The sequence below is a fragment of the Mesorhizobium shangrilense genome (assembly GCF_028826155.1).
GTDB classification, from domain to species: domain Bacteria; phylum Pseudomonadota; class Alphaproteobacteria; order Rhizobiales; family Rhizobiaceae; genus Arvimicrobium; species Arvimicrobium flavum.
This window is the reverse complement of the sequence record NZ_JAQGPN010000001.1, coordinates 4,166,531-4,188,318: the sequence shown is the minus strand read 5'-3', so window position 1 is coordinate 4,188,318 and position 21,788 is coordinate 4,166,531. Positions and strand designations below refer to the sequence as shown.

The 21,788-nt window shown below is 65.3% G+C and carries 23 protein-coding genes; 18 read left to right on the top strand and 5 right to left on the bottom strand.

Annotation, left to right across the window (positions count from 1 at the left end):
- The first annotated feature begins 72 nt into the window (after positions 1-72).
- The 7 genes from hutI (at position 73) to PD284_RS20255 (ending at position 7,166) form a co-directional block, all read left to right on the top strand.
- Entirely contained in the window at positions 73-1,305 is a 1,233-nt protein-coding gene (gene hutI / locus PD284_RS20285; protein ID WP_274629941.1) for an imidazolonepropionase, read from the top strand.
- Positions 1,302-2,846, top strand: a complete 1,545-nt coding sequence (hutH, locus tag PD284_RS20280) for a histidine ammonia-lyase (RefSeq protein WP_274629940.1) — start codon at positions 1,302-1,304, stop codon at positions 2,844-2,846. The genes hutI and hutH overlap by 4 nt, the downstream gene beginning before the upstream one ends.
- Positions 2,843-3,661: an N-formylglutamate deformylase gene (gene hutG, locus PD284_RS20275; protein ID WP_274629939.1), complete on the top strand. Its 819-nt coding sequence runs from the start codon at positions 2,843-2,845 to the stop codon at positions 3,659-3,661. The genes hutH and hutG overlap by 4 nt, the downstream gene beginning before the upstream one ends.
- Before the next feature lie 148 nt (positions 3,662-3,809).
- Positions 3,810-5,486 (top strand): urocanate hydratase, encoded by a 1,677-nt coding sequence (gene hutU, locus PD284_RS20270; protein WP_274629938.1) that lies wholly within the window; start codon positions 3,810-3,812, stop codon positions 5,484-5,486.
- Positions 5,487-5,526: 40 nt separating this feature from the next.
- Complete coding sequence (locus PD284_RS20265) at positions 5,527-6,120, top strand: HutD/Ves family protein (protein ID WP_411956238.1); 594 nt, start codon at positions 5,527-5,529, stop codon at positions 6,118-6,120.
- 162 nt (positions 6,121-6,282) lie between these two features.
- Positions 6,283-6,609: a hypothetical protein gene (locus PD284_RS20260; RefSeq protein ID WP_274629937.1), complete on the top strand. Its 327-nt coding sequence runs from the start codon at positions 6,283-6,285 to the stop codon at positions 6,607-6,609.
- A gap of 74 nt (positions 6,610-6,683) precedes the next feature.
- A complete protein-coding gene (locus PD284_RS20255; RefSeq protein WP_274629936.1) occupies positions 6,684-7,166 on the top strand; it encodes a copper chaperone PCu(A)C in 483 nt (160 codons plus the stop codon).
- A gap of 102 nt (positions 7,167-7,268) precedes the next feature.
- On the opposite strand, the gene PD284_RS20250 is transcribed toward PD284_RS20255, so the two are convergent.
- Positions 7,269-8,114: an amidohydrolase family protein gene (locus tag PD284_RS20250; RefSeq protein ID WP_274629935.1), complete on the bottom strand. Its 846-nt coding sequence runs from the start codon at positions 8,112-8,114 to the stop codon at positions 7,269-7,271.
- A gap of 214 nt (positions 8,115-8,328) precedes the next feature.
- Positions 8,329-9,357 (bottom strand): aldo/keto reductase, encoded by a 1,029-nt coding sequence (locus PD284_RS20245; RefSeq protein ID WP_274629934.1) that lies wholly within the window; start codon positions 9,355-9,357, stop codon positions 8,329-8,331.
- Positions 9,358-9,487: 130 nt separating this feature from the next.
- On the opposite strand from PD284_RS20245, the gene PD284_RS20240 reads away from it, so the two are divergent.
- The 7 genes from PD284_RS20240 to PD284_RS20215 all read left to right on the top strand — a co-directional run bounded on the left by PD284_RS20240 (position 9,488) and on the right by PD284_RS20215 (position 14,159).
- On the top strand, positions 9,488-10,300 hold the full coding sequence (locus PD284_RS20240; RefSeq protein ID WP_274629933.1) for a BtpA/SgcQ family protein: 813 nt from the start codon (positions 9,488-9,490) through the stop codon (positions 10,298-10,300).
- A gap of 5 nt (positions 10,301-10,305) precedes the next feature.
- Positions 10,306-11,409, top strand: a complete 1,104-nt coding sequence (locus PD284_RS20235; protein ID WP_274629932.1) for a M42 family metallopeptidase — start codon at positions 10,306-10,308, stop codon at positions 11,407-11,409.
- Positions 11,406-12,899: an FGGY-family carbohydrate kinase gene (locus PD284_RS20230; protein ID WP_274629931.1), complete on the top strand. Its 1,494-nt coding sequence runs from the start codon at positions 11,406-11,408 to the stop codon at positions 12,897-12,899. Before PD284_RS20235 ends, PD284_RS20230 begins: the two co-directional genes overlap by 4 nt.
- Complete coding sequence (locus PD284_RS20225) at positions 12,896-13,450, top strand: SIS domain-containing protein (protein WP_274629930.1); 555 nt, start codon at positions 12,896-12,898, stop codon at positions 13,448-13,450. The genes PD284_RS20230 and PD284_RS20225 overlap by 4 nt, the downstream gene beginning before the upstream one ends.
- Positions 13,451-13,522: 72 nt before the next feature.
- The gene (locus PD284_RS20220) at positions 13,523-13,768 is read left to right on the top strand and encodes a type II toxin-antitoxin system VapB family antitoxin (protein ID WP_274629929.1); all 246 of its coding nucleotides are present in this window, start codon (positions 13,523-13,525) and stop codon (positions 13,766-13,768) included.
- Positions 13,768-13,908 (top strand): hypothetical protein, encoded by a 141-nt coding sequence (locus tag PD284_RS26885; RefSeq protein WP_338036671.1) that lies wholly within the window; start codon positions 13,768-13,770, stop codon positions 13,906-13,908. Before PD284_RS20220 ends, PD284_RS26885 begins: the two co-directional genes overlap by 1 nt.
- The gene (locus tag PD284_RS20215) at positions 13,890-14,159 is read left to right on the top strand and encodes a type II toxin-antitoxin system VapC family toxin (RefSeq protein WP_338036670.1); all 270 of its coding nucleotides are present in this window, start codon (positions 13,890-13,892) and stop codon (positions 14,157-14,159) included. Before PD284_RS26885 ends, PD284_RS20215 begins: the two co-directional genes overlap by 19 nt.
- Positions 14,160-14,164: 5 nt before the next feature.
- Here the strand turns inward: PD284_RS20215 and PD284_RS20210 are convergent, their stop codons facing one another.
- The 3 genes from PD284_RS20210 to PD284_RS20200 all read right to left on the bottom strand — a co-directional run bounded on the left by PD284_RS20210 (position 14,165) and on the right by PD284_RS20200 (position 17,939).
- Positions 14,165-15,082, bottom strand: coding sequence for a carbohydrate ABC transporter permease (locus PD284_RS20210; RefSeq protein WP_411956237.1), 918 nt, complete (start codon positions 15,080-15,082; stop codon positions 14,165-14,167).
- The gene (locus tag PD284_RS20205) at positions 15,079-16,182 is read right to left on the bottom strand and encodes a carbohydrate ABC transporter permease (RefSeq protein WP_274629928.1); all 1,104 of its coding nucleotides are present in this window, start codon (positions 16,180-16,182) and stop codon (positions 15,079-15,081) included. Before PD284_RS20205 ends, PD284_RS20210 begins: the two co-directional genes overlap by 4 nt.
- Before the next feature lie 107 nt (positions 16,183-16,289).
- Entirely contained in the window at positions 16,290-17,939 is a 1,650-nt protein-coding gene (locus PD284_RS20200; RefSeq protein ID WP_274629927.1) for an extracellular solute-binding protein, read from the bottom strand.
- A gap of 265 nt (positions 17,940-18,204) precedes the next feature.
- Between PD284_RS20200 and PD284_RS20195 the strand changes: the two genes are divergently transcribed.
- From PD284_RS20195 to PD284_RS20180, 4 genes are read left to right on the top strand one after another with little or no spacing between them, the layout of a single operon-like run.
- Positions 18,205-19,263 carry an ABC transporter ATP-binding protein gene (locus tag PD284_RS20195; protein WP_274629926.1) on the top strand — a complete coding sequence of 353 codons (1,059 nt, stop codon included), beginning with the start codon at positions 18,205-18,207 and terminating at the stop codon, positions 19,261-19,263.
- Between the two features lie 34 nt (positions 19,264-19,297).
- Positions 19,298-19,753, top strand: coding sequence for an RbsD/FucU family protein (locus PD284_RS20190; RefSeq protein WP_274629925.1), 456 nt, complete (start codon positions 19,298-19,300; stop codon positions 19,751-19,753).
- Between the two features lie 5 nt (positions 19,754-19,758).
- Complete coding sequence (gene rbsK, locus PD284_RS20185) at positions 19,759-20,682, top strand: ribokinase (RefSeq protein ID WP_274629924.1); 924 nt, start codon at positions 19,759-19,761, stop codon at positions 20,680-20,682.
- Between the two features lie 44 nt (positions 20,683-20,726).
- Entirely contained in the window at positions 20,727-21,758 is a 1,032-nt protein-coding gene (locus PD284_RS20180; protein WP_274629923.1) for a hydroxyacid dehydrogenase, read from the top strand.
- The last annotated feature ends 30 nt before the right edge of the window (positions 21,759-21,788 follow it).

Below are 21,788 nucleotides of genomic sequence, written 5' to 3'. Positions count from 1 at the left end.
TTTCTCGACGGATCGGGTTGCAAGATGTGCTCATTATGTATAGACATATTGGCGAGGGATGGGAACTGAAAAATGGCGAGCACCGGGTCCGATCGAAAGCTGCGGCGCGTGTGGCGCAATGCCCGCCTCGCAACATTGGCAGAGGGGCAGGCGGGGCTGGGCGAGGTCGAGCGCGGCGCGGTCGCGATCGAGGGCGAGCGTATCCTCTTCGCCGGACCTCAGGCCGAAATGCCGGCCGTGTTCGCAGATGGCTCCGACGTCACCGATTGCCAAGGCCGGCTGATCACGCCGGGGCTGATTGACTGCCACACCCATCTCGTCTGGGCAGGAAACCGCGCCAACGAGTTCGAGATGCGGCTGGCGGGAGCCTCTTATGAGCAAGTGGCGCGGGCGGGCGGCGGCATCGTGTCTTCCGTCAAGGCGCTGCGGGCTGCCAGTGAGGACGATCTCGTCCGGCAGTCGCTGCCGCGTCTCGACGCGCTCATTGCGGAAGGCGTGACGACGGTCGAGATCAAGTCGGGCTACGGGCTCGATCTCGAGAACGAGGCTAAGTCCTTGGGCGCGGCCCGCCGGCTCCAGGATGCGCGGCGGGTTACGGTGCGGACCACCTTCCTCGGCGCACACGCGCTGCCGCCGGAAGCTGACGGCGACAAGGAAGCCTTCATAAACAAGGTCGTGGACGAGATTCTTCCGGCCATCGCCCAACTCGACCTGGCCGATGCGGTGGACGGTTTCTGCGAGGGCATCGCGTTCTCGCCCGAGCAGATGGCGCGGGTTTTCGAGGCGGCAAAGGCGTTCGGCCTGCCGGTGAAGCTGCACGCAGACCAGTTGTCCAACCTGCATGGGGCCGCACTCGCCGCGCGCTACGGCGCGCTCTCGGCGGATCACCTGGAGTATACGGACGAGGCGGGCGCTGCGGCGATGGCCAAGGCAGGCACGGTGGCCGTGATGCTGCCCGGCGCGTTCTACTTCATCCGCGAGACGAAGAAGCCGCCGATCGACCTGTTCCGCAAGCACGGCACCAGGATGGCGGTGGCGACCGACTGCAATCCGGGCACCTCGCCGCTGACCTCGCTGTTGCTGGCCATGAACATGGCGGCGACGCTGTTCGGCATGACGGTCGAGGAGTGCATTGCCGGGGTCACGCGGGAAGCCGCCCGCGCGCTTGGCATGTCCGGCGAGATCGGCACGCTTGAGGCCGGAAAGTTCGCCGACCTCGCCATCTGGGACGTCGAGCGCCCGGCCGAGCTTGTCTATCGCATGGGATTCAATCCGCTGCACGCACGCATCTGGAGAGGTGGATGACCGAGATTGTGCTGAAACCAGGCAACGCGACGCTCGCCGACTGGCGCGCGATCTATCGTGGCGCAACGCCAAGGCTCGACCCCTCGTGCCGGCCGAAGGTCAAGGCGAGCGCCGATGCGGTCGGCCGCATTCTCGCCAGGGGAGAGCCGGTCTACGGCATTAACACGGGCTTCGGGAAGCTTGCCAGCGTGCGCATCCCTGCGTCCGATCTCGAAACGCTGCAGAAGAACATCGTGCTCAGCCATGCGGCGGGCACGGGCGAGCCGATGCCGGTTGCGGTGGCGCGGCTGATGATGGCGCTGAAGCTCGCCAGCCTGGCGCAGGGTGCGTCGGGCGTAAAACCCGAGACGCTGGACATGCTGGAGGGGATGCTCGCCAACGACGTCATTCCGGTGGTGCCGGCGCAAGGTTCGGTCGGCGCTTCCGGCGACCTTGCACCGCTTTCGCACATGACCGCGACGATGATCGGCTACGGCGAGTGTTTTACGCCGCACGGGCGCGTGCCGGCGCAGGTCGCCCTCCTGACGCACGGGCTGAAGCCGCTGACGCTCGGTGCAAAGGAAGGGCTGGCCCTGCTCAACGGTACGCAGTTCTCGACCGCCTATGCGCTGGCGGCGCTGTTCGAGGCGGAGTTGCTCTACCAGTCGGCCCTGGTGACGGGAGCGCTTTCCACCGACGCCGCAAGGGGTTCCGATGCGCCGTTCGATCCGCGCATCCACCTTCTGCGCAGGCACAAGGGCCAGATCGAGACGGCCGACGCATTGCGCAACCTCATGGCGGGAAGCGCCATCCGCGAATCCCACCGCGTCGGCGACGAGCGGGTCCAGGACCCGTACTGCCTGCGCTGTCAGCCGCAGGTGATGGGCGCCGCGCTCGACGTGCTGCGCAAGGCGGCCGACACGCTGGAGACCGAGGCGAATGGCGTCACCGACAATCCGCTGATCTTCGCCGAAGACGACACCGCGCTGTCGGGCGGCAATTTCCATGCCGAGCCGGTGGCCTTCGCGGCCGACATGATCGCGCTTGCCGTGTGCGAGATCGGCTCGCTGTCGGAGCGCCGGATCGCCATGCTGGTCGATCCCGCGCTGTCGGGCATGCCGGCGTTCCTGACGCCGAAGCCCGGCCTCAACTCCGGCTTCATGATCCCGCAGGTGACCGCTGCGGCGCTGGTGTCTGAGAACAAGCAGAAGGCGTATCCGGCAAGCGTCGATTCCATCCCCACCTCCGCCAATCAGGAGGACCATGTCTCGATGGCTGCGCATGGCGCCAGGCGGCTGATCGGCATGATCGAGAACGCCACCGCTGTGGTTGGCATCGAACTGCTGGCTGCGGCGCAGGGATGCGATTTCCACCTGCCGCTGACGTCGAGCACGCCGCTGGAGGCCGTGCGCGCGCTGCTGAGGAGCCAGGTGCCGCATCTCGACGACGACCGCCACTTCCACCCAGACATGGAGAAGGCGAACGCGCTGGTGCGCGGCGGCCAGGTGATCGCGGCTGCAAGCGAGGTGCCGCTGCCGTCGGTCTCGGAGCCGGCGCGATGACCCCGTCCTGGCTCACCGTCATCCGCAACACTGCCCCGCTGATCGTCTCGCTGCCGCATACCGGCACCGACCTCGCCCATGTGGAGGACGATGTCGTCTCGCCATGGCTGGCGCGCAAGGACTGCGACTGGTGGATCGACCGGCTCTACGACTTCGCAGCAGACCTCGGCGCGACCGTCGTGCATACCGCGATCTCGCGGACCGTGATCGACGTCAATCGCGATCCTTCCGGTGCGTCGCTCTATCCGGGACAAACGACGACCGGCCTTTGTCCGACCGAGAGTTTTGACGGCGAGCCGCTCTACAAACCCGGGCACGAGCCGTCTCCGTCCGAGATTGACCGCAGGCGCGCAGTCTATTTCGCGCCCTACCACGCGGCCCTGGAGGCCGAGATCGCGCGGCTAAGGGCAATGCACGGGAAGATCGTGCTCTACGACTGCCATTCGATCCGTTCCGTCTTGCCCCGGCTGTTCGAGGGCACGCTGCCGGTGTTCAACCTCGGCACCAATGACGGACGGAGCGCCGATCCGGTCCTTGTTGAGACGGTGGCCGCGCTGATGGCGGCGACCGGCGAAAGCCATGTCGTCAACGGCCGGTTCAAGGGCGGCTGGATCACGCGGCATCACGGTCAGCCTGCGAATGGCGTCCATGCGCTGCAGATGGAGCTTTCCTGCCGTGGCTATCTGCGCGAGCCGGCGGCGCCCCGCCATCCGGGCAACTGGCCGGTCGCCTATGAGCCGGACTTTGCTGCCCCGATACGGCGGACGCTGACGGGAATTCTGGAATCCGCCCGCGATTGGGCGGCAAGAGTATAGGGCCATCCCACCGCCGCGCCTGGCGCGGCGTTTCTTTCCGGGCCGCCGAGGGCAGATGACCGATACCAAGCCGGTCGACGCTCCCGGACCAGGAGAGGACGACCGTGTGCAGCAAGGCGGGAATGGGCACCGAACAGGGAGACGACACATGACCACGCATACCCGCATCGACAACGCCCGCGTGATCCGTGCCGCGACCGGCACCGAGCTCTCGGCAAAGAGCTGGCTGACGGAAGCGCCTCTGCGCATGCTGATGAACAACCTCGATCCGGGCGTCGCCGAAAAGCCGGGCGAGCTGGTCGTCTATGGCGGCATCGGCCGCGCGGCGCGCGACTGGGAGAGCTTTGACCGTATCGTCGGCGCGCTGAAGAAGCTGGAGGACGACGAGACGCTGCTCGTCCAGTCGGGCAAGCCGGTCGGCGTGTTCAGGACCCACAAGGATGCGCCGCGCGTGCTGCTGGCCAACTCCAACCTGGTTCCTCACTGGGCGACCTGGGACCACTTCAACGCCCTCGATAGGAAGGGCCTGATGATGTACGGCCAAATGACGGCCGGGTCGTGGATCTACATAGGGTCGCAGGGCATCGTCCAGGGCACCTACGAGACCTTCGTCGAAATGGGCCGCCAGCACTACGGCGGCGATCTCTCCGGCCGCTGGATCCTGACCGCAGGCCTTGGCGGCATGGGCGGCGCGCAGCCGCTGGCCGCGACAATGGCGGGTGCTTCCTGCCTCGCCGTAGAATGCCAGGCGAGCCGCATCGAAATGCGCCTGAAGACCGGCTATGTCGACGTGCAGGCGAAGGACCTCGACGACGCGCTGGCGATCATCGACCGTGCAGGCAAGGAGAAGAAGGCGATTTCGGTCGCGCTGCTCGGCAACGCCGCCGACATCTTCCCGGAACTGGTGCGGCGCGGCGTCAAGCCGGATGCGGTGACCGACCAGACGTCCGCGCACGACCCGGTCAATGGCTACCTGCCGCAGGGCTGGACCGTGGCCGAGTGGGAGACCAGGCGCGAGCGCGACCCGAAGGCAGTGGAGGCGGCGGCGCGGAAGTCCATGGCGGTGCACGTGCGCGCCATGCTCGACTTCCACAAACAGGGCGTACCCACCGTCGACTACGGCAACAATATCCGACAGATGGCGCTGGAGGAGGGAGTGAAGGACGCCTTCGACTTCCCGGGCTTCGTGCCGGCCTATATCCGCCCGCTCTTCTGCCGCGGCGTCGGCCCGTTCCGCTGGGCGGCGCTGTCGGGCGATCCTGAGGACATCTACAAGACCGACGCCAAGGTGAAGGAGCTGCTGCCGGACAACAAGCACCTGCACAACTGGCTGGACATGGCCGCCAAGCGCATCAAGTTCCAGGGTCTGCCGGCGCGCATCTGCTGGGTCGGCCTCGGCGACCGGCACCGCCTCGGCCTCGCCTTCAACGAGATGGTGGCCAAGGGCGAACTGAAGGCGCCGGTGGTCATCGGTCGTGATCACCTCGATTCCGGGTCGGTGGCTTCGCCGAACCGCGAGACCGAGGCGATGAAGGACGGTTCGGACGCCGTGTCCGACTGGCCGCTGCTCAATGCGCTTCTGAACTGCGCATCGGGCGCGACGTGGGTGTCACTGCACCACGGCGGCGGCGTCGGCATGGGCTTTTCGCAGCATTCCGGCATGGTGGTCGTCTGCGACGGCAGCGAGGACGCCGCGCGGCGCGTGGAAAGGGTGCTGTGGAACGATCCGGCGACCGGCGTGATGCGTCATGCCGACGCCGGCTACGACATCGCTCTCGACTGCGCCAAGGAGCATGGGCTGAATCTGCCGGGTATTTTGGGATGAGGCGCGCCACGCGCCTCCTTCAGGAGGAGAACGGCAAGCGATGATCCGCCTGCTCAGCGCCGCGGACCATAGGACGATGCCGTGGAAGAACGGCGGCGGCACGACGACGGAGATCGCCGTGTCGCCCGAGGGTGCCGGCCTCGAAGACTTCGACTGGCGGCTCTCGATGGCGCGGGTCGAAGCTGGCGGGCCGTTCTCGGTCTTCCCGGCCATCGATCGCAGCCTGACTGTCCTCGAGGGGGAAGGGATCATCCTCAAGGTGGGAGACAGGGCGTCCATCGGCTTGCTCAGGACATCCGATCCGCTCCCGTTTCCCGCTGATGCATCGACCTCGTCCACGCTGATCGACGGCCCGATCCTCGACTTGAACGTGATGGTGCGGCGCGGCCGCTTCACCTGCGATGTCCGTCGCCTGATGCTGGACGACGCGGCCGCCTTTGCGAGCGATGCCGAAATCATCCTCATGTTCTGCAGTGAGGGGCGGGCGGCCATCAGCCTCGACCGCAGATTTGAGGTCGGTCCCAAGGACTGCCTGTGCATCGACGGGTGGGAAGGCTCGATGGACGTCGAGCCCCTTCAGCACACGGAACTGGTGGTCGTGGAATTGCGCGCGGTGATTGCGCAAGCGCAATGAAACCGGTTTGCCGCTCTGGCATCTAAGCGATGACGCTGTGACGCAGCCGGACGCATTCGCCGCGCCGGCGGCGGATGGTATAGAGGACGCCGGTCGAGGGGCGGAGCCGTGAGGAACTTGTCGAGGCGGTCACCAAGAATATGGGCGCTCCTGGCGGCCCTGGTGTTCCTTGTGCAGACGTTCGGGTCGGCCTATGCGCAAGGCGTCGGCAGCCGTCCCGTTCTGGTCGATGCGTTCGGCAACCCGCTCTGCATCACATCCAACCAACATCATGCGCCCGACGACAGCAGTCCACACAAGGCGCTTTCAGCCTGCTGTGAACTGGCCTGCGCCGGCATTGCGGCTGCGGTCCTGCCGCCGGACCTGGCTGCTGCCCAGCCGCAGAGCATCCGGCTCTTCGCCAAGCTCCGCGGCGCCTCGAAAACGGTCCACGATCCAGCACCCGCGTGGAAACCCGGAAACCCGCGCGCCCCTCCATTGACGACGTGATCGGAACGACCGGCCCGTGGCCGGCAAGCATGCATCGTCAGGCCGCGCAATGCGGCATCAAGTGGAGACTACCAATGTCATTTTCCTTCCGCGCCGTCGCGCGTCCCCTCGCAATCCTCGCCGTCCTCGCGTTTGCCGGAACCGCCTTCGCGCACGAGTACAAGGCCGGCACGCTGGACATCGACCATCCCTGGACGCGCGCGACGCTGCCGGGTGCAAAGGTGGCCGCCGGCTACATGACCGTGAAAAACTCAGGCTCCGAGCCCGACCGCCTCGTTTCGGTTTCTACGGACATCGCCGACAAGGCCGAGATCCACGAGATGGCGGTCGATCCCGCCGGCGTGATGACCATGCGTCCGCTTGCGGGCGCGCTGGAGATCCCTGCCGGCGGCGAGGCCAAGCTGGCGCCCAAGGGCCTGCACATCATGTTCATGGGCCTGAAGACGCAATTGGTGGAAAAGGAACGCTACAAGGCGACGCTGACCTTCGAGAAGGCCGGCAAAGTCGAGGTGGAGTTCAAGGCGGAGCCGATCGGCGAGAGCCACGACGCGCATTAGTCAACGTCAGCGGAGGTTGCGGGCACAGGCCCGCAGCCTCGTTCGCTGCATTCTTGGCGGGCGGCCCGGTTCCCCGGCCGTCAGGCAGAACGGAAGGCGGCGCTATCCCTCCAGCCGGTAGAATCGTGCCGCCGTGCCGCCGAAGATCGCTGTCCGGTCCGCGGGACTGAGGCCGGCGCAAAGCGTTTCCGCCGCGACATGCCAGTCTCCATATTCGCCACGCAGGCGGCTGACCGGCCAGTCGGAGCCCCACATGACGCGTTCAGGTCCGAACGCGTCGAGCACGACCTCGGCGTAGGGCCTGAGATCGTCAACGGTCCAACCGGGATTGGCCTCTGTCACGATGCCGGAGAGCTTGCAGAACGCGCCGGTTTCGCCGGCAATGCGCCGCATACCTTCCGACCAGGAGGCCAGTTCCTCCCGCGCGGTGCCGTGGTCGCGGATCTGCGGCTTCATGCAGTGGTCGACGACCACGCGCAGCTTCGGATAGCGCTTGAAGACAGCGAGGAAGTTGGCGAGGTGGCGCGAGAAGCCGAGCGCGTCGAAGGTTAGGTCGAGGTCGAGCAGGGCCTCGTAGGCCCATTGAACGTCCGGGCGCAGCATCCAGTCGACATCGGGAATGTCCTGGATCATCGGCCGCACGCCTGCGAACTTCGGATGCTTCTTCAGGCGTTCGAGATGCCTGATGTGGCTCCCGTCCTCGAAATCGATCCAGCCGACGACGGCAGCGACCGCGGGCGTCGCGTCGGCGATGCCCAGCATGTACTCGGTCTCCTCGACCGTGGGCGCTGCCTGCACGAGCACGGTGCGGCCAACGCCTGCCTGTTTCAGGAACGGCGCGAGGTCGGCCGGGAAGTAAGGTCGGCTGAGGACGGGATCATCCTTGGGCATCCAACCATAGTCGCCGCGGGCCGGCTGCCAGAAGTGCTGGTGGGAATCGACGCGCATGGTGTGCTCCGTTCAATCAAGGAGAGTGCACATCGTCGACCTCCACTCCGGCCCTTCGGGCCACCTCTCCCCCGATCGATGGGGGAGAGAAAGCAGCCGCGATGCCGGCGCTTGTCCAGATTGGGTTCCTCTCCCCGTCGATCGGGGGAGAGGTGGTTTGCGAAGCAAATCGGAGTGGGGTCGATAAAGCGCAATTCCATGGAAATACACCTGATCAGCCCGTCGGCGCGTCGTCGCGCATCAGGCCTTCCCACTTGAGGTCGCTCCACAGCTCCGGCTGGATCGCGGCGTCCATGATGGCGCGGTTGCCTTTCACCTCCGCCGGCTTCTGCCCGCCGGGGATCATCGAGACGACGCTGGGGTGCAGCAGGGGGAACTGCAGCGCGGCCTCGATCAGGCGCACGCCGTGGCGCTTGCACACAGCCTCGATGCGGCTCACGCGGTCCATGATGTGCGGGGGCGCCGCGTCGTAGTTGTAGTAGGCGCCGGGTTTCGCCCCGGTCGCCAGGATGCCCGAATTGTACGGACCGCCGAGCACGATGCCGATGCCGCGCTTCTGGCAGAGCGGCAGGAAGCTGGTGAGCGCCTCCTGTTCAAGCAGCGTGTAGCGGCCGGCGAGGAGGAACAGGTCGAAATCGCCGCGCTGGGCCAGCGTCTGGCAAACTTCCCATTCGTTGATGCCGCCGCCGATCGCCTTGATCACGCCTTGGTCGCGCAGCGACAAGAGCGCAGCGTAGCCCGAGTTCGGTTTCATGAACTCGTCGATGCGCGCGTCCGAGGCTTCCTTGCTGCCGTGGGTGAAGATGTCGAGATCGTGGGCGAAGAGGATATCGATGCGGTCGACGCCGAGGCGCTCGAACGAAACCTCCAGGGATCGCATGACGCCATCGTATCCGTAGTCATAGACCTCGCGCCGCGAGGGGACGTCGAAGAACTTGCCGATGCCGGTACGCTGGTCGGGCGTCGACACGCGCAGCAGGCGGCCGACTTTGGTCGAAAGCACGTAGTCGTCCCGCCGCTTGCCGCGCAGGAACGCGTTCAATCGGGTCTCGGAAAGGCCCAGTCCGTAGAGCGGCGCCGTGTCGTAGTAGCGGACGCCCGACTCCCAGGCGGCATCCAGCGTCGCTTCCGCCTCGGCGTCCGAAACAGGGCGATAGAGATTGCCGAGCGGCGCGGTGCCGAATCCGAGTTCGGTGAAGTCGAGACCGCCATTTCCTATGCGGTCGAAATGCCTGGTTTTCATCATCCCTCCCCACGTCGCTGGACCGACGCAGCCCGGCTTGTGGAACACCCGGAATCGTCGTGAACAGTTGCGCTTACTTTAGGTCAATTGCTACGACAGCAAGGAGCAATGGGAAAGCCAAGAGTAAGAAATGACTACAAAATTCAGGGGCATTTTCGGAAACAAGAAGCCGGTGATCGCGATGGTGCACATCGGTGCGCTGCCGGGGTCGCCGCTCCATGACGCGACTCGCGGACTGGACGGACTTCTCGACGGCGTGGTCAAGGATCTCGACGCGCTGCAGAAGGCCGGCGTCGACGCGATCATGTTCGGCAACGAGAACGACCGGCCCTACGAGTTCGCGGTGGACACCGCGTCGACGGCGACGATGGCTTATCTGATCGGCCGCGTGCGGGACCGGATCAAGGTGCCGTTCGGCGTCAACGTCCTGTGGGACCCGATGTCCTCGGTGGCGCTGGCCGCCGCGACGGGCGCGGCATTCGTACGCGAGATATTCACGGGCACCTACGCCTCGGACATGGGTCCATGGACGCCGGACGCCGGCAAAGCGATGCGCTACCGTGACCGCCTGCACCGCCAGGACCTCGCGCTGCTCTACAACGTTTCGGCCGAGTTCGCCTATTCGCTCGATCAGCGGAGCCTCGCCGACCGTGCGCGTTCGGCTGTCTTCTCCAGCATCCCCGACGCCATTCTCGTTTCGGGCCAGATCACCGGCGAGGCGGCGAAGATGGCCGATCTCGAGGCGGTGAAAAAAGTGCTTCCGGACACGCCGGTGCTGGCCAACACCGGCGTCAAGCACGCCACCATCGCGGATGTCATGCGCATTGCCGACGGCTGCATCGTCGGCTCTTCGCTGAAAGTCGACGGCAACACGTGGAACGCGGTCGATCCGGACCGTGCGGCGGAATTCATGCGGCTCGCCCGCCAGGCCCGCGGCGAGTGACCCGGATGCGCGAACGCCTGAAGGAGCTTCTCACCGACCTGATGCAGATACCCGGCCTGAGCGGCTATGAGGGACGGGTCCGGCGATATCTGAAGGAGCGGCTTGTCGAACTCGGCCTGACGACCAGAACGGACGGGCTCGGCAACCTGACCGCCACGCTCGACGGCGCCAAGGGCGCTCCGAGCGTGATGCTCTTCACGCACATGGACCAGCTCGGCTTCATCGTCCGCAAGGTCGAGGCGAACGGGCTGCTGCGCGTCGAGCGCCTGGGCGGCGTGCCCGAGCGGGCATTGCCTTCGCAGGCGGTGACGATCTGCGTGGGCGAGGGCAGGGATGTTCCCGGCCTCATCGCGAACAAGAGCCATCACGCCACGACGCCCGACGAGAAGTACAAGGTCGTGCCCTACATGGACCTCTACATCGACGCGGGCTTCGCGAGCGCCGACGAGGCAAAGGCCGCCGGTGTCGAGATCGGCGTGCCGGTCGTTTACCGACCGAACGTCATCGAGCTGGCGAACGGCCGCATCGCGGGCACCTCGGTGGACGACCGCGCCGGCTGCGCCGTCATCGTGGAGGTGGCGCGCGCCCTGGTCGAAGCCAAGGCACGGCCGACCGTGCACTTCGTCTTCTCCGTGCAGGAAGAATTCAACCTGCGCGGCGCGCTGACGGCGGCGCAGGTCCTGAAGCCGGACATCTCGATTCAGCTCGACCTGCTGCTCGCCACCGACACGCCCGACATGGGCTATCGCGGCGACGTGAGGATGGGCGGCGGTCCGGCGATGAGCATGTATTCCTTCCACGGGCGCGGCACGCTGAACGGCACCATCCCGCATCCGGCGCTGGTCACCCTCTTCGACCGGACCGCGGCGAAACTGAAGATGCCGCTGCAGCGAAGCGCGCATACGGGAGCGCTGACCGACTCCGCCTATGTGCAGTTGGTCGAGGGCGGCGTCGCGTCGATCGATCTCGGCTTCCCGATGCGCTACTCGCATTCCTCGCTCGAGGTCGTCGATCCCGCCGACCTGGAGGCCCTGACGCGCCTTCTCGTGGCGAGCATCGGCGCAATCGACAGGAACTTCAGCCTCGATCGGGAGGATTACGTCGGATGAGCTACTTCCTCGGGATCGATGTTGGAACTTTCGAGTCAAAAGGCGCAATCGTCGACGATACCGGCTATGTGATCGCGACGGCATCGCGCCCCCACAAGATGCTGGTGCCGCAGCCCGGCTGGGCCGAGCACCGGCCGAAGCAGGACTGGTGGGGCGATTTCTGCTTCATCGCGAAGAAGATGCTGGCCGACAGCCGGATCGACCCGAAGGCGATCAAGGCGGTCGGGACCAGCGCTATCGGTCCCTGCATGCTGCCGGTCGACCAGGATGGCGAGGCGATGTCCAACGCCGCGCTCTACGGCGTCGACAACCGCGCAGTGGCCGAGATCGAGGAACTCGACGTCCAGATCGGAGTCGAACGCATCCTGGACCGCTGCGGCAATGCGCTGACGACGCAATCGGTCGGGCCCAAGATCCTGTGGCTGCAGAAGAACCGTCCGGAACTGTTCGACAAGGCGGCAAAGATCGTCACCTCGACCACCTATCTGGTGCAGAAGCTGACCGGGGAGTGCGTCGTCGATCACTACTCCGCGGCGAACTTCTCGCCGCTTTACGAAATCGACGCGAAGGGCTGGAGCAATGCGCTGGCCCCGAACATCGTCGACCTCGATCGGCTGCCGCGGGTGATGTGGACGACCGATGTTGCGGGACAGGTCACGAAGAAAGCGGCCAGGGAAAGCGGCCTTGCCGCCGGCACGCCGGTGATCGCCGGTACGATCGACGCCGCTGCGGAGGCGCTCAGCGTGGGCGTCACGCGGCCGGGCGACATGATGGTCATGTACGGCTCGACCATCTTCATCATCATGCTGTCATCGAAGCGCATTCAGGACGGGCGGCTGTGGTATGCGCCGTGGCTGTTCCCCGGCGAGCACGCGTCGATGTCGGGGCTGGCGACGAGCGGCACGCTCACCCACTGGTTCCGCGACCAGTTCGCCAAGGATCTGCCGTTCGAAACCGCCTTCCGGACCCTGACCGAGGAAGCCAACGCCTCGCCTCCGGGCGCGAACGGGGTCATCATGCTGCCGCACATGTCCGGCGAGCGCACGCCGATCCACGATTCGCATGCGAAGGGCGTGATCTTCGGGCTCAACCTCACGCACAATCGCGGCGACCTCTACCGGGCTGCGGTCGAAGGCATCGCCTACGGCACCAACAGGATCTTCGAGACCTACCGCGAGATCGGCGAGCCGCCCAAGACGCTGCTGGCCGTTGGCGGCGGCACCAAGAACCCGGTTTGGCTGCAGGCTACGTCGGATGTATCCGGCCTGCCGCAGACGGTGAGGGAGCGGACTCTGGGCGCAAGCTACGGCGACGCGTTCCTGGCCGCGCTGGCGGTCGGGGCGGCGAAGAAGAGCGACATCGGCGCGTGGAACCCGTCGGCGCGCAAGGTCACCCCGCGCACAAAGCATCGGCATGTCTACGACAAGCAGTACCGCATCTTCAAAGATCTGTACGGACAGTCGAAGGGGCTGATGGCGGAGCTCTCATGACGGCGCTGTTCCAGACGGCCCTGGATGAACTGGCGGCTGTCCTGGGACGCATCGATGAGGCGCGCGTTGACGAGGTCTGCCGCCTGCTTGCGGCAGCCAACAAGGTGGGCACGCACGGGCTCGGTCGCGAGGGTCTGCAGATGCGCGGCTTCGCCATGCGCATGTTCCATCTTGGCATGCCGGTCGGCGTGTTGGGCGACATGACGATGCCGCCGCTCGGGACGGGTGACGTGTTCCTCACGTCATCAGGCCCGGGAGAGACGACCACGATCCTGACCCTGATGAAGGTCGCGAAAGAGGCCGGCGCGACCGTAGTCCTGCTGACTGCCGAAGCCGAGGGCAGCGCGGCAAAGCTCGCAGATGTCACGCTGCTGGTTCCCGCGCAGACAATGGCGACCGATCAGGGCCTGGCGAAGACGTCGGTCCTGCCGATGGGATCTGCCTTCGAGGGCGCACTCTTCGTGCTGTTCGAAGTCATGGTTCTGAAGCTCAAGGACCTGCTTGCCGCGTCGCCAGACGAGATGCGCGCGCGGCACACGAACATGGAGTGAGCGCCAACGCGGTGACGGTTGTCGTCGGCTAGCCGCACGCATATATTAGGCTAGCCCAATGGAGGCGAACCGATGGCGTTCCACATTCGAAATCCTGAGACCGATGCCTTGGCACGCAAGGTCGCCACCTTGAAGGGCATGGGATTGACCGAGGCCGTGCATGCAGCGTTGGAGAACGAGCTGGAACGGACATCGCATCAGCCCTCCCTGTTTGAAAAGAGCAGGAAATTCGCGGAACGTCTCCGCGCAACGGGGCGCCCCGAACTGGGCAAGCCTGCCGACAAGGATTTTATCGACAGTCTCTACGAGGATGATTGATGTTCATCGATGCCTCGGCGTTGACGGCATTGATGATGGTTGAAGATGACGCGCTCGAACTCTTTGCAAAGGTCGAGCGTGCAAAGACATCACCTCGCCGATTGCCGTCTGGGAAGCTGCCGTGGCCGTATCGCGGATAGCAGCCCTAGACATTTCGGTTGCGCAGCAGCGCGTCGAAGAATACCTGGCGCTTGCGCAAATAGAGCCCGTCGCTGTTCCGCCAGAGGTCGCAGCGTTGGCTCTCGATGCCTTCGACCGCTTCGGCAAGGGCCGGCATCCGGCCAAGCTAAACATGGGCGATTGCTTCAGCTACGCGTGTGCGCGGCACTACGGCCAGCCGCTGCTGTACAAGGGAGACGACTTCGCGCTTACCGATATCGTGCGCGCCTGACCGTCCTACTTCACGGCGCCCGCCGTCATGCCCTTGATCAGGTAGCGCTCGAGCGCGATGCCGAGGATGATGAGCGGCACGATCGCGGCGAAGGAGAGAGCCGCCATCGACCACCAGCTGATGCCCTGGCTTCCGGTCTGCGAGGCGACCATGACCGGCAGCGTGTTCGCGTGGGTCGATGTCAGCAGGGCGGCGAAGAAGTACTCGTTCCAGGTGAGCACGAGGCTGAGGATGAACGCCGCAACCATGCCGGGCAGCGCGATCGGCAGGATGACGCTGAAAAAGGCGCCCCAGATCGAAAGTCCGTCGACCAGCGCCGCTTCCTCCAGTTCGGTCGGGATAGATTCGAACTGGTCGCGCATGATCCAGATGACGATGGGCAGCACGGTGAGCGTGTAGAGCAGGATCAGGCCGATCCGCGTGTCGAGCAGCGCGAGCTGCTTGTAGAGCACGAGGAAGGGCAGGGCGAGCACGACCGGCGGCAGGATGAGCTGGGACAGGAAGAAGAACGAGATGTCCGTGTTCCGCATGAAGCCGAACTTGTAGGAGAAGCGCGACAGGCCGTAGGCGGCCAGCGATCCGAGCATCACGGCGATGGCGGAAGAGGCGATCGCCGTGGTGGCGGAATTGAAGAAGCGCTTCATGAACTCACTGCGAACGGTGCTTTCGGCGCCGATCGTTTCGGGCGACAGGCCGAGCGAGCGCCAGCCGAGCCAGGCCGGCGTGTAGTCGACCCAGGGGATAAGCGCTCCCTGCATGACGTTGGGAGCCGTTTTGAAGCTCGTCGTTATCGTCCAATAGATCGGGAACAGGCAGACGATCGCCCAGATGATCAGCAGCGTGTAGATCATCGTCTTGCCGGCGAAGCGCCGCGCACGGAATGACAGATCGGCATCGCTGTCGCGAAAAATGGCGTGGCTCATGTGCGGGGCCTCGCAAACCGTTCGGCGAGTTTCATCAGGATAGTCATCGCGATGATGATGATGACCAGGTAGATCATAGCGAGCAGCGTCCCGTACCCGACATTCGACCGGTCACGGTACTCGCGGAAGATGAAGGAGGTGACGGTGTCGGTCGCCCCGCCCGGGCCGCCGGCGGTCAGGTTGATAACGATGTCGGCGAGCTTCAGCTTGAAGATGATGCGGATCAGGATGGCGGTGACCGAAACCGGCAGCATCAGCGGGAAGGTGATCTCCCAGAACGTTTTCCAGGGGCCGGCGCCGTCGACCTTGGCCGCCTCGGTGAGTTCCTTGGGAATGGCCTGCAGCCCGGCGAGGATCATGATCATCATGAACGGGATGAAGGTCCATGCGTCCAGAACCATGATGGTGAAGCGGGCGATCTCGGGGGAGCCGAAGAAGGACGGACTGTCCCAGCCGAGCCAGCGCGCGAAGCGCGAGATCGGACCGAAACGGATTTCCAGCATCGACTTGCCGACCATCCAGCTCACCGCCACCGGCGACAGCATCAGCGGCAGCAGGAAGGCGACGCGGAAGAATTTTCGAGCGCGGATCTCGGCGGCGAGCAGCAAGGCAAGGCCGAAGGCGATCGCATATTCGACCAGGATGGCCAGGCTGTACCAGACCATGTTGCGCAACGCGTTCCAGTAGAACGGGTCGTTCCACATCTGGACGACATTGTCGAAGCCGTTGAACTGGCGGCCGAGCGGCGAGGAGAGGTTCCAGTTCGAGAAGGCGATGACCAGTCCGAACAGCAGCGGGAAGACCGTCAGCGAGACGACGAAGAGTGCGGCCGGCAAAACGAAAAGCGTGCGTTTGCCATGCTCGCCGCGGACCAGCACCTGGCTCCAGCAGAGGCAGACCGCCCAGAGGATGTAGGCATAGAGGGTGGGACGCCAGGTCTGGAAACCGAAATGGGCAATGCCCATCTGCTGGGCCGCCTGAGCGGCGCCAACCAGCGCGACAATCAACGCCGACGCCCATACGATAGCCCGCCCGAACAGTTTTCGTCGGTCGGATATGTCGTCCGCGGTGACGACATGAAGGAGATCGGCCTGGTTCATGCGCCCCCGATGATCACTTCCGGAACAGCAAAGGCGGCATCCTTGCAGCCGCCCGGACAAGAAGGCGGGTGCGCGCGCGAATGTACGCGCGCACCCCCATTTTCGTCTTATGCCTGCATGCCGAGCGAGGCTTTGTAGAGCTTGATCTGGCTCTCCCGGCCGATCTGGTCGGTGATTTTCTCCCAGGCGGCGGCGATGGCGTCCGCCGTTTCCTGCGCCGACTTGTACTGGCCGGCAAAACCCTTCGCCAGTTCGTCCTCCGCAACGGAGTAGTACTGGAAGATGCCGGGGATGCGGGGCTCGATGGCGGCGTTCGGATGATTGTAGCTGTCCGCGTTGGAGCCGAGATAGTCCTCGACGAAGGCGCGGTCATAGCCCGCCTTCTCCCACTCGTCGTATTGGAAGTGCGACTGGCGATAGGGCTGGAAGCCGGACGGATAGGCCGCTGTCCAGAGCGAGAGGTCCTTGCCGCCGAGATGCGCCGCGGCCGACCAGGCCGCCTTGCGCTTCTTCTCGTCGCCCGAGACGCGCGAGGTCACATAGACGCCCCAGCCGATATAGGCCATGTTCGGCGCGAAGTTCTCCTTCTCCTCCCAGGCGCTGGTCTTGGAGTTGTACACCTTCTTAGCGCCCGGATTGATCGAGAAGCTGACCACGTCTCCGACGACGGACGTGTCCGACGTGCGCGCCATCGAGCCGACGTCGCCCCACCATGTCAGGGCAGCGCCGGTGCCGGCGAGGAACTGCTGGAAGGCGGTCGTGCCCGGGTCGGCATTGATCTGGTCCGGCGGATAGGCGCCCGCGGCGATCAGGTCCATGACGTCCTGGATCGCCTGCACGAAGGCAGGGTTGTTGACCCTGGGCTTCATTGTCTCCGGGTCGAACAGCCATGCCGGATCGTCAGGGTGCTTGGCGTAGGCTGAAGCACGGTCTTCCAGGAAGTAGAAGCCGAAGCCGCCCCAGCCCTTCAGCGGGTCGAGGAAGCCGTAGGCGGGAAGCCCGGTCAGCGGATCGGTCTTCCCCTTGACGGCGATCGAGGCCGCGTTGACCTCGTCCCAGAATTTCGGTGCGTCGGCCATGCCGGTGATCGACCCGTCGCCGAAATAGTCCTTGCGGTAGGCGAAGGTATGACAGTCGCCGTCGATGGTGATGCGGTACGTCTTGCCGTCCCAGGTGCCGACCGGAGGCTTGAGATAGCCGACGATGTCGTCGGCCTCGATCTGGGTCTTCACCCAGTCGGGCATCTCGTCGAGCAGGCCCTTGCTGGCGGTATCGCCCTCGAACGGCGCACCCATCTCGATAACGTCGAAGTCGACCGTGCCTGTGGCGATCGACTGCTGCAGGCGCGCGTTGTAGTCGGCCTGGGCGAGGTCGATCCAGTTGATCTTGGCGCCCGTATAGGCCTCCCAGGGCTTCAGGAAGCCGCGGAACAGGAAGTTGTGCAGGTTCTGGTTGTTCAGGCCCATGAAGGTGAGTTCGACGCCGGCGAACTCGCCTTCCTTGACGCTGGACTTGGTTGCGCCGAGGCACAGCTCGCCGACCTTTTGCCAGTCTGCATCGGTCGGCGATCCCTTGCCGACGCCCGGAATTTGCAGGATCTGCGCGCGCAGGTCTTCCTGCGCTGAAGCGCTGCCGACGAGGGCGCCGAGCCCCGTGCCGGTAGCTGCGCCGAGCGCCGCAAGGCTTGCCGCGCCACGCAACACGTCGCGGCGTGTGGCGCTGGCGCGGACAAGCTGGTTGTAGATATCTACCTTCATGTTTCACTCCTCCCAAAGTGTGCTGCGCGCATACCGACGCTGGGTATGTGGACGCGTCAAAAGCTCCTGCGACCTCGAAGGCCCGATGGCCGAATTCTCCCCCCGCCATGACCGGATGCAAGGCTGCAAACAGCAGGCGAAGAGTAAGAGCGAATTCACGGAAGTGTCAACGCGACTTGGTGAATTGGTCTGACCAAAATATGGTGGACTCGGCACTGACGCTTGGCTAGCTTCTGCGGCAGTTTCGGGAGGGACGTCCACAAACATGGCGCAGGTTGCAATCCGCGACGTTTCGAAGGAGTTCGGAGCGGTTAAGGTCCTACATGGGGTGAACGTCGACATCGCCGACGGCCAGTTCGTCGTGCTGGTCGGCCCTTCAGGCTGCGGCAAGTCCACGCTGCTTCGCATGGTGGCGGGCCTCGAGAACATAACTGGCGGCGCCATCCAGATCGGCGAACGCACGGTGAACCATCTGCCGCCCGCCAAGCGCGACATCGCCATGGTCTTTCAGAACTACGCGCTCTATCCGCACAAGACAGTGCGCGCCAACATGGCGTTTGCGCTGAAGCTCAGGAAGATAGACTCGAAGATCGTCGCCGAACGGGTGGACAAGGCCGCCGAGATCCTCGATCTGAAACCCTATCTCGACCGCTATCCGCGCCAGCTCTCGGGCGGTCAGCGCCAGCGCGTCGCCATGGGCCGCGCCATCGTCCGCGACCCGCAAGTCTTCCTGTTCGACGAGCCGCTGTCCAACCTCGACGCCAAGCTACGCGTGCAGATGCGGACCGAGATCAAGGAACTGCACCAGCGGCTGAAGACGACAACCATCTACGTGACGCACGACCAGGTCGAGGCCATGACCATGGCCGACAAGATCGTCGTCATGCAGGCCGGCCGCATCGAGCAGATCGGCGCGCCGCTGGAACTGTTCGACAAGCCCGCAAACCTGTTCGTGGCCGGCTTCATCGGTTCGCCTGCGATGAACATGCTGAAGGGCGTGGTGCGTGGCGGCGACCGGCCCGGCGTCGAGGTTGGCGGCGTCCTCCTTCCGTTCTCCGGCGCGCATGAGGTCCAGGACGGCCAACCGGTCATCTACGGCGTGCGTCCCGAGCACCTGCAGATCGCCGCAGACGGGTTCCCGGCGAAGATCTCGGTGATCGAGCCGACCGGATCGGAAACCATGGTGTTCTTGCGCTTCGGCGACCACGAACTGACGGCGCTCTTCCGCGAACGGCACAACTTCAAGCCCGGAGATACGCTCAATCTCAAGCCTCGCGAGGACGTCGTGCATCTTTTTGACCCGACGTCGGGACGGCGGCTCTAGACCACGCACAACACACCCTGGGAGGGGACATCACTTGCTGAAAGGCATCCATCCGCTGCTCAATGCCGACGTGCTCTTCGCTCTGCGCGCAATGGGCCACGGCGACGACCTGATCATCTGCGACACCAATTTCCCCGCCGATTCCGTCGCGCGGCAGACGCGGCTCGGAAAGCTGCTGCGCATCGACAACACGACCGCGGCCGAGGTGGCGCAGGCGGTGCTCTCCGTCTATCCGCTCGATTCCTTCGTTGACGATGCCGCAGCCCGGATGGAGATCGTCGGCAAGCCCGACGAGGTGCCGCCTGTCCAGGCCGAGGTGCAGAAGGCGGTCGACGCCGCCGAGGGCAAGTCCTGGCCGATGATCGGCGTCGAGCGCTATGCCTTCTACGAGCGCGCCAAGCAGGCCTACGCCGTGATCCAGACGGGCGAGCGACGCTTCTACGGCTGCTTCGCGTTCCGCAAGGGCGTCGTTCCGCCGGACGCGGGCTAATGGCCATGGCCGCCCAAAAACCCATCGTGATCCTCGGCGTCTTCGTCGCGGACACGGCCTATCGTGCCCCGCGCGCTCCGCGCATGGGGGAGACCATACTCGGCAGTTCATTCAAGCTTGGTCCGGGCGGCAAGGGATCGAATCAGGCGGTGGCGGCCGGCAAGCTGGGCGCCGACGTTTCCTTCATCACCCGGCTCGGCCGCGACCCGTTCGCAGATATGGCGCTCGCCACCTGGCGGGACGCTGGCGTAAAGCCGGCCGTCATCGAGACGCCCGAAAGCTACACGGGCGCTGCCTACATCTTCGTAGAGGAGACGACGGGCAACAACGCGATCATCGTGTGTCCGGGCGCCGCGACCCTGATCTCGCCGGCGGACATCGAGGCCAATGCCGCGCTGATCCGTGGCGCAGGTGTATTCGTCACCCAGCTCGAGCAGCCGATCGCTGCCGCTCTGAAGGCACTTCAGATCGCGCGCGACGCCGGCGTTGCGACCATCCTAAATCCGGCGCCAGCGGCGGCGCTGCCGGCAGAGATATTCCCGCTCTGCGACTACGTCACGCCGAACGAAACCGAAGCCGAGGGACTGACCGGAGTGAAGGTGGACAGCCTCGACGGCGCGCGCCGCGCCGCCGACGTGCTGATCGGCAAGGGCGCGGGCGCCGCGGTCGTCACGCTCGGCGAGAAGGGCGCCCTCTACCATGCGGTGGGCGTCTCCGAGCTGGTTCCCGCTGTCGATGCGGGGCCGGTGGTCGAGACGACCGGCGCGGGCGATGCCTTCAACGGCGGCTTCGCGGCGGCGCTTGCCCGCGGCGAGGATCCGCTTGCTGCCGTGCGCTTCGCCTGCGCCGTGGCCGGCGTCTCGGTGACGCGCCCGGGCACCGCGCCGTCGATGCCCACGCTTGATGAAGTCCGCAACCTGCTCGGCTGATCCAAAGCCGCGAACGGCTCGCAATCGATACGTTGGAAGCGAAAATGGCAGACGTCGGAAAACCTCTCGTCATCAGTTGCCCGGCCCCGCGCTCGCTGGAGCTCATCTTCACACCGGACCAACTCGCGCTGCTGAGGAGGAACTACCGGATCGTCGAGACTACGGATCCCGAGTTCGCCTCCTTGCCCAACGCGACCCTCGCCGAGGCGCGATACATCATCGGCCAGCCGCCAATTTCGGCGGACACGCTGGCGAAGATGAATTCGCTGCGCTGCGTAGCGAACGTCGAGACCAACCTGCTCAACAACATGCCGTACGAAACGCTGTTCGAGCGCGGCATCCATGTGATCATGCCCGGCTCGGTGTTTGCGGAGCCCGTCGCCGAGCTCGGGCTCGCCATGGCGCTCAACCTCGCGCGCGACATTGTCGATGCGGACCTCGCGTTCCGGCAGGGGAGGGAACTCTGGGGCGGCGACGGCAACCAGACGGCGCGGCTTCTCTCCGGCGCGGATGTCGGCATCGTCGGCTTCGGCGACCTCGGCAAGGCGCTGAACCGGGTTCTCTCGGGGTTCCGCACGCGCACCAAGGTGTACGACCCGTGGTTGCCGCCGTCGACGCTGCGCGACCACGGCGTCGAGCCGGCATCGCTGGACGAGGTCCTGTCAGGCAGCGACTTCGTCTTCGTCGTCGCGTCGGTGACCAGCGACAACCAGGGTTTTCTGGGCGCCGAAGCCTTCGCGAAGATGCGCAGGGGCGCGGCCTTCATCCTGCTCAGCCGCGCCGGCGTCGTCGACTTCGACGCGCTGATGGATGCGGTGGAGAGCGGAGACATCGTCGCCGCCAGCGACGTCTTCCCGGAAGAACCGCTTGCGATCGACCATCGGGTGCGCTCGCTGCCGAACTTCCTGCGTTCCGCGCACCGCGCCGGCGCGCTGGACATCGCTTTCAAGCGCATGGGCGACATGGTTCTGGAGGATTTCGACCTGATGGACCGCGGTCTGCCGCCGATGCGCTGCCGGCGCGCCGAACGCGAGACCGTTTCGCGGATGCGCTCAAAACCCGTCGATCGGAATTAGGCTGGGGAAAATATCAGCGTCCGTGTTGTG

What these genes read in the sequence shown, in the direction of transcription:
- hutI (WP_274629941.1), top strand. Translation starts at nt 73, where the DNA reads ATGGCGAGCACCGGGTCCGATCGAAAGCTGCGGCGCGTGTGGCGCAAT.
- hutH (WP_274629940.1), top strand. Translation starts at nt 1,302, where the DNA reads ATGACCGAGATTGTGCTGAAACCAGGCAACGCGACGCTCGCCGACTGG.
- hutG (WP_274629939.1), top strand. Translation starts at nt 2,843, where the DNA reads ATGACCCCGTCCTGGCTCACCGTCATCCGCAACACTGCCCCGCTGATC.
- hutU (WP_274629938.1), top strand. Translation starts at nt 3,810, where the DNA reads ATGACCACGCATACCCGCATCGACAACGCCCGCGTGATCCGTGCCGCG.
- PD284_RS20265 (WP_411956238.1), top strand. Translation starts at nt 5,527, where the DNA reads ATGATCCGCCTGCTCAGCGCCGCGGACCATAGGACGATGCCGTGGAAG.
- PD284_RS20255 (WP_274629936.1), top strand. Translation starts at nt 6,684, where the DNA reads ATGTCATTTTCCTTCCGCGCCGTCGCGCGTCCCCTCGCAATCCTCGCC.
- PD284_RS20250 (WP_274629935.1), bottom strand. Translation starts at nt 8,114, where the DNA reads ATGCGCGTCGATTCCCACCAGCACTTCTGGCAGCCGGCCCGCGGCGAC.
- PD284_RS20245 (WP_274629934.1), bottom strand. Translation starts at nt 9,357, where the DNA reads ATGAAAACCAGGCATTTCGACCGCATAGGAAATGGCGGTCTCGACTTC.
- PD284_RS20240 (WP_274629933.1), top strand. Translation starts at nt 9,488, where the DNA reads ATGACTACAAAATTCAGGGGCATTTTCGGAAACAAGAAGCCGGTGATC.
- PD284_RS20235 (WP_274629932.1), top strand. Translation starts at nt 10,306, where the DNA reads ATGCGCGAACGCCTGAAGGAGCTTCTCACCGACCTGATGCAGATACCC.
- PD284_RS20230 (WP_274629931.1), top strand. Translation starts at nt 11,406, where the DNA reads ATGAGCTACTTCCTCGGGATCGATGTTGGAACTTTCGAGTCAAAAGGC.
- PD284_RS20225 (WP_274629930.1), top strand. Translation starts at nt 12,896, where the DNA reads ATGACGGCGCTGTTCCAGACGGCCCTGGATGAACTGGCGGCTGTCCTG.
- PD284_RS20220 (WP_274629929.1), top strand. Translation starts at nt 13,523, where the DNA reads ATGGCGTTCCACATTCGAAATCCTGAGACCGATGCCTTGGCACGCAAG.
- PD284_RS26885 (WP_338036671.1), top strand. Translation starts at nt 13,768, where the DNA reads ATGTTCATCGATGCCTCGGCGTTGACGGCATTGATGATGGTTGAAGAT.
- PD284_RS20210 (WP_411956237.1), bottom strand. Translation starts at nt 15,082, where the DNA reads ATGAGCCACGCCATTTTTCGCGACAGCGATGCCGATCTGTCATTCCGT.
- PD284_RS20205 (WP_274629928.1), bottom strand. Translation starts at nt 16,182, where the DNA reads ATGAACCAGGCCGATCTCCTTCATGTCGTCACCGCGGACGACATATCC.
- PD284_RS20200 (WP_274629927.1), bottom strand. Translation starts at nt 17,939, where the DNA reads ATGAAGGTAGATATCTACAACCAGCTTGTCCGCGCCAGCGCCACACGC.
- PD284_RS20195 (WP_274629926.1), top strand. Translation starts at nt 18,205, where the DNA reads ATGGCGCAGGTTGCAATCCGCGACGTTTCGAAGGAGTTCGGAGCGGTT.
- rbsK (WP_274629924.1), top strand. Translation starts at nt 19,759, where the DNA reads ATGGCCGCCCAAAAACCCATCGTGATCCTCGGCGTCTTCGTCGCGGAC.
- PD284_RS20180 (WP_274629923.1), top strand. Translation starts at nt 20,727, where the DNA reads ATGGCAGACGTCGGAAAACCTCTCGTCATCAGTTGCCCGGCCCCGCGC.